The sequence below is a fragment of the Microbacterium sp. Bi128 genome (assembly GCF_918698205.1).
The window spans coordinates 1-4637 of record NZ_CAKKMM010000329.1 but is presented as its reverse complement, the minus strand read 5'-3'; the positions used below and the strand labels follow the sequence as shown (position 1 = coordinate 4637).

The 4637-nt window shown below is 70.6% G+C and carries 6 protein-coding genes; all 6 read left to right on the top strand.

Features of this window, described 5'->3' with window-relative positions; genetic code table 11:
- The first annotated feature begins 179 nt into the window (after positions 1-179).
- On the top strand, positions 180-722 hold the full coding sequence (locus LQV45_RS18250; protein ID WP_230008236.1) for a 2'-5' RNA ligase family protein: 543 nt from the start codon (positions 180-182) through the stop codon (positions 720-722).
- Positions 716-1093, top strand: a complete 378-nt coding sequence (locus LQV45_RS18245) for a PPOX class F420-dependent oxidoreductase (protein ID WP_290370268.1) — start codon at positions 716-718, stop codon at positions 1091-1093. Before LQV45_RS18250 ends, LQV45_RS18245 begins: the two co-directional genes overlap by 7 nt.
- A 260-nt stretch (positions 1094-1353) precedes the next feature.
- On the top strand, positions 1354-1845 hold the full coding sequence (locus LQV45_RS18240) for an FBP domain-containing protein (protein WP_230008234.1): 492 nt from the start codon (positions 1354-1356) through the stop codon (positions 1843-1845).
- 60 nt (positions 1846-1905) lie between these two features.
- On the top strand, positions 1906-2889 hold the full coding sequence (locus tag LQV45_RS18235; RefSeq protein ID WP_230008233.1) for a hypothetical protein: 984 nt from the start codon (positions 1906-1908) through the stop codon (positions 2887-2889).
- A 75-nt stretch (positions 2890-2964) separates the two neighbouring features.
- Positions 2965-4248 (top strand): glycosyltransferase, encoded by a 1284-nt coding sequence (locus tag LQV45_RS18230; RefSeq protein ID WP_230008232.1) that lies wholly within the window; start codon positions 2965-2967, stop codon positions 4246-4248.
- A partial coding sequence (locus LQV45_RS18225; RefSeq protein ID WP_230008231.1) for a hypothetical protein occupies positions 4241-4637 on the top strand: 397 nt, incomplete at its 3' end. The genes LQV45_RS18230 and LQV45_RS18225, both read left to right, overlap by 8 nt.

Sequence of the window (4637 nt, the reverse complement as noted above, 5' to 3'; positions counted from 1 at the left end):
GCGTCGCATCGGCGCGGCCCTGGCGGCCTTCTACGTCGCGATCTTCCCCGGCAACGTCGATCAGTGGCGCAAGGGGCGTTCGGCTTTCGGGCTCGATACCGATCGTCGTCGCTTCGCCCGACTCTTCTTCCAGCCCGTGCTCGTCGCTGCCGCATGGTGGTCGACGCGATGACGTTCTGATGAGCGACGTCGTCAGCCTGGAGATCGTCTTCGACGCGGCAGCCGAGGCCGCGGTGCGACGGGAATGGCGACTCCTGGCCGACGCGGGGCTTCCCAGTCAGGCTCGTCACACCGGTGCGAGCAACCGGCCGCACGTGACTCTGCTCGTTCGCCCGCGGGTCGCGGCCGTCGCCACGGACGCGCTCGAACGTCGGGTGCCGCTCCCGATGACGCTCGGTGCTCCGCTGCTGTTCGGCGGGGGCCGCTCCCGGGTGCTGGCCCGATCCGTCGTCCCCGACGCCGCCCTGCTCGACCTCCACGCCGCCGTGCACGCGTGGGCCGGGTCGGGCGACGATGCCCCGCATACCGGCGTGGGGGAGTGGATGCCGCACGTCACTCTCGCCCGTCGTGTGCCCCTCGACCGGGTCGGCGAGGCGCTGCTGGCCCTCGGGGCCGAGGGCGGTGAGCCGATCGACGCGCGCGCGATCGGCCTACGTCGATGGGATGCCGCCACGCGGACCGTCTCGCACCTCGCCGGACGTGGCACGCTGGAACCGTGCTGACCGACGACGCCCTCGCCTTCCTGAGCGAGTACCACCTGGCCACTCTCTCGACCATCGGCCGCTCGGGGAGGGTGCACGCGGTGCCGGTCGGTTTCACGTACGACGACGGCGTGGTGCGCATCATCGGTTCGCGCGGCACGCAGAAGTTCGTCAACGCCGAGCGGAGCGGGCGCGCATCGGTGTGCTCCGTCGACGGTGCCCGTTGGATCAGCTTCGAGGGACGCGCGCGTGTCAGCGACGACCCCGCGGAGGTCGCGCACGCGGTCGACCTCTACGCCGCCCGCTACCGGCAGCCGCGGGTGAACCCCGAGCGCGTCGTCCTGGAGATGACGGTCGAGCGCGTGCTCGGATCGGCCCCCTTCCGCAGCTGATCGGCGTACCCTCGAGGCATGTCGTCCTTCGCCCCATCGATGCCCTTCGGGCGTGAGGGGGTCGTCGGCGCCATCTGCGCCGACGGCAGAGGCTCGATCGGATCCGTGGTTCCCGCCGCCTGAGCGGCGATGTCGTGCGACCCTCCGGGTCGTGCGCCCCACCCGCGCCGAGACTCCTCGACGCGGAGGAATCCGATCGCCCGCGCCGTGCCGCGGGTGCCGCACGACCGGACCCGTTCCGGTCCACCGATGGGACCGTCATGATCTCCCTCACCGAATCCACCCTCCGATCCAGCTTCGCCAACGTCTCGCTGCGCGAGCGGAAGTCGATCGCTCTCCCCGCCGATCTCGCCGATCGTCCCTGGGAGCGGCTCGACTACCTGGGCTGGCGCGACCCCAAGGCACCCCTGCTGGGGTTCGTCGTCGCCGAGATCGACGGAGCTCCCGTCGGTCTGCAACTGCGGCAGGCGGAGCAGCCCACCCGTTCGCGTCCGCAGTGCTCGTGGTGCTCGGACGTCACCCTGCCCAACGATGTGGTCTTCTTCTCGGCCCGGCGGACCGGCCGGGCGGGCAAGGCCGGCAACTCCGTCGGCACCCTGGTGTGCGCGCACTTCGAGTGCTCCGCGAACGTCCGGCGGCTGGACCCGCCGGCGTATCTCGGACACGACGCCGCCGCGGCGCGCGACCGTCGCATCGAGGGCTTGCGGGCGCACGTCGACGGGTTCTTCCGGGATCTCCTCGCCACGGCCTGAGGCGGGCGCGGTGCGCGGCATGCGACCACCCTACGATCGCGGACTGGGATACTCGACGCGATGAACCGCTTCCTCGCCGCGCTCGCGCTCGCCGCCGCCAGTGCTGCGGCGCTGTCGGCCTGCGCGCCCGCCTCCCCGATTGCGCCTCCGCCCGCGCCGTGCGCCCCGGGTGCCGTCGCCGTGGGCGAGGGCGCCGACGCTCTGCAGACGGCACTGGACGCCGCGGTGCCGGGGGCGGTGCTGCAGTTGTCGTCGGGGGTCTATGCCGGACACTTCCGCGCGACGGCGTCGGGGACGTCCGAGGCGCCGATCGTGTTGTGCGGATCCGACGGGACCGTGCTCGACGGTGGCGACGTCTCCGACGGCTACACGCTCCACCTCGACGGCGTCGCGTTCTGGGACGTGCGCGATCTCACGGTGCGGGGAGGCCAGAAGGGCGTCGTCCTCGACTCCACGACCCAGAGCGTCCTGACATCCCTGACGATCTCGGACGTGGGCCAGGAGGGCCTGCACCTCCGCGCCGGGAGCACCGACAATGCGGTGCGTTCGGTCACCGTGGAGCGCACCGGGCTGGTCGACCCGGAGTTCGGCGAGGGTGTCTACGTCGGTTCGGCCGAGTCGAACTGGTGCCGGTACTCGGCCTGCGAGCCCGATCGCAGCGACCGGAACGTCTTCGATGGTCTCGTCGTGCGGGACACCACGGCGGAGGCGCTCGACGTGAAGGAGGGGACGACCGCGGGCGTCGTCCGCGGATCGTCGCTGTCGACGGGGGCGTCCCCGGCGGTGGACAGCGCCGTCGATCTCAAGGGGAGCGAGTGGCGTGTGGAGGGTTCCACGGTCCAGGGCCCAGTGGATGCCATTTCGATCCACGTCATCCTGCCCCCGTGGGGTTCGGGCAACGTCGTCGCATCGAGTGTCCTGCGGCCCGCACCGGGGGGATTCGGAGTGACGCTGGTGGGTGCGGCCCGCGCCGCGGGGAACACCGTGGCGTGTGACAACAGCGTCGAGGCGGGTGCCTCCCTCGCCGACGTTGCGTGCACGTAATACGAACGCGGTAACCTTCACTGTCTTCCCCGGGCCGATTTTGGCGTATTCGCCGCGCGTACCCGGGGAGAACGGATGGGCCAGGGGTCATTCGGAGAGCAGCTGATGTGGCTGCTCCCCTTCGGCTACCTCGGCATCGTGTCGTGGGGGTTCTGGATCGTCCGCAAGATCCTGGCCGCGACCTCGCGCCCGGTGCGTAACGACTACCGCACCACGACCACGGTCGTCGTACCGTCCTTCCACGAGGACCCCGACGTGCTCCTGCGCTGCCTGCAGACGTGGGTGCGGCAGGGGCCGTCGCGCATCATCATCGTTCTCGACGTGGCCGACGTGGAAGCGCAACGACGTATCGAGGCGCTGGAGCTGCCCACGGTGGACGTCGTGATGTTCCACCACCGCGGGAAGCGCTCGGCGTTGGGGGTCGGCATCCGGATGGTGGACACCGAGCTGATCGTGTTCGTCGACTCGGACACCGCGTGGGAGGACGGGATGCTCGACGCCGTCCAGATGCCCTTCATCGACCCGGCGGTCGGGGCCGTCAGCACGCGCCAGAACGTCTACCTGCCCAAGTCCAGCATCTGGCGCCGGGTGGCGGACTGGATCATCGACCTGCGCTACACCGACTACGCGCCCGCGATGGGGCGGTTCGGCGGCATCATCTGCGCCTCCGGGCGCACGGCGGCCTACCGTCGATCGGTCATCCAGCCGCGCGTGCAGGACCTCGAGCACGAGATGTTCTTCGGCAAGGAGTGCATCGCGGGCGACGACGGACGGATGACGTGGCTCGTGCTCTCGCAGGGTTTTCGCGTTGCGCACCAGGACAGCGCCCGCGCCCTGTCGATGTTCCCGGGGACGTTCCGAGCCTTCGTGAAGCAGCGAGTCCGGTGGAGCCGTAACTCGTTCCGGTGCTATCTCACGGCGATCCGCCACGGCTGGGTCTTCAAGGTCCCGCTGATCTCGCAGATCACGATGATGCAGATCCTGCTGACCCCGTTCACGATGTTCGTCGCGTTGGCCTATATCGCGCTCTCGGTGCGGGCGGAGCATCCGCTCCTCGGTCTGGGGCTGGCGATCGTGTGGCTGTTCGTCGGTCGCGGCATCCGGGGCATGTCGCACCTCTGGCGGCGTCCCGAGGACATCGTGCTGCTGCCGCTGGTGACGGTCATCATCATCTTCGTGGCGCTGCCGATCAAGGTCTACGCGTTGTTCACGATGAACAAGCAGGGCTGGTTGACGCGTTCCGCCGACAGTCAGGGCGGTGAGGGGCAGTCCGAAGCGAGCCTCGGCGGCGAGGGGCAGTCGGCGGCCAGCGTCGGGCTGGATTCGACGACGGAACCCGCGGAGACACCCGGTGTCTGACGACGGCGCGCTGACCGCGCAGGAACGGGGGGACACCCACCCGGCCATCCGGGGAGTCGCGCGTGTGCTGATGGTGATCGCGGTCGTCGTGCTCGTGGCCGGCGTCGTGCTGGCGGGTAACTTCGTCCAGACGGGCACATTCCTCCCGTGGATGCAGGCCGATGCGCCGACGGACCCGGTCGTCGCGGCGACGCCGTCCCCGGAGGCCACTGCAGCGGCGGATGCGCCGAAGACGGCCGCGCAGCGGGTCGCGGACGAGGATGCGCGACTGTCCGCCGTCGCCGCCCTCGCGCCGGGCGACCCCGCCCTCACGGAGCTGTGGAACACCGTCGTCCTCGCTCCGCGCGGGGGGCAGCAGACCGCGTACGGCGTGCAGGACCTGGTCGCCC

Coding starts and splice junctions, on each gene's coding strand:
- LQV45_RS18250 (WP_230008236.1), top strand. CDS start 180: ATGAGCGACGTCGTCAGCCTGGAGATCGTCTTCGACGCGGCAGCCGAG.
- LQV45_RS18240 (WP_230008234.1), top strand. CDS start 1,354: ATGATCTCCCTCACCGAATCCACCCTCCGATCCAGCTTCGCCAACGTC.
- LQV45_RS18235 (WP_230008233.1), top strand. CDS start 1,906: ATGAACCGCTTCCTCGCCGCGCTCGCGCTCGCCGCCGCCAGTGCTGCG.
- LQV45_RS18230 (WP_230008232.1), top strand. CDS start 2,965: ATGGGCCAGGGGTCATTCGGAGAGCAGCTGATGTGGCTGCTCCCCTTC.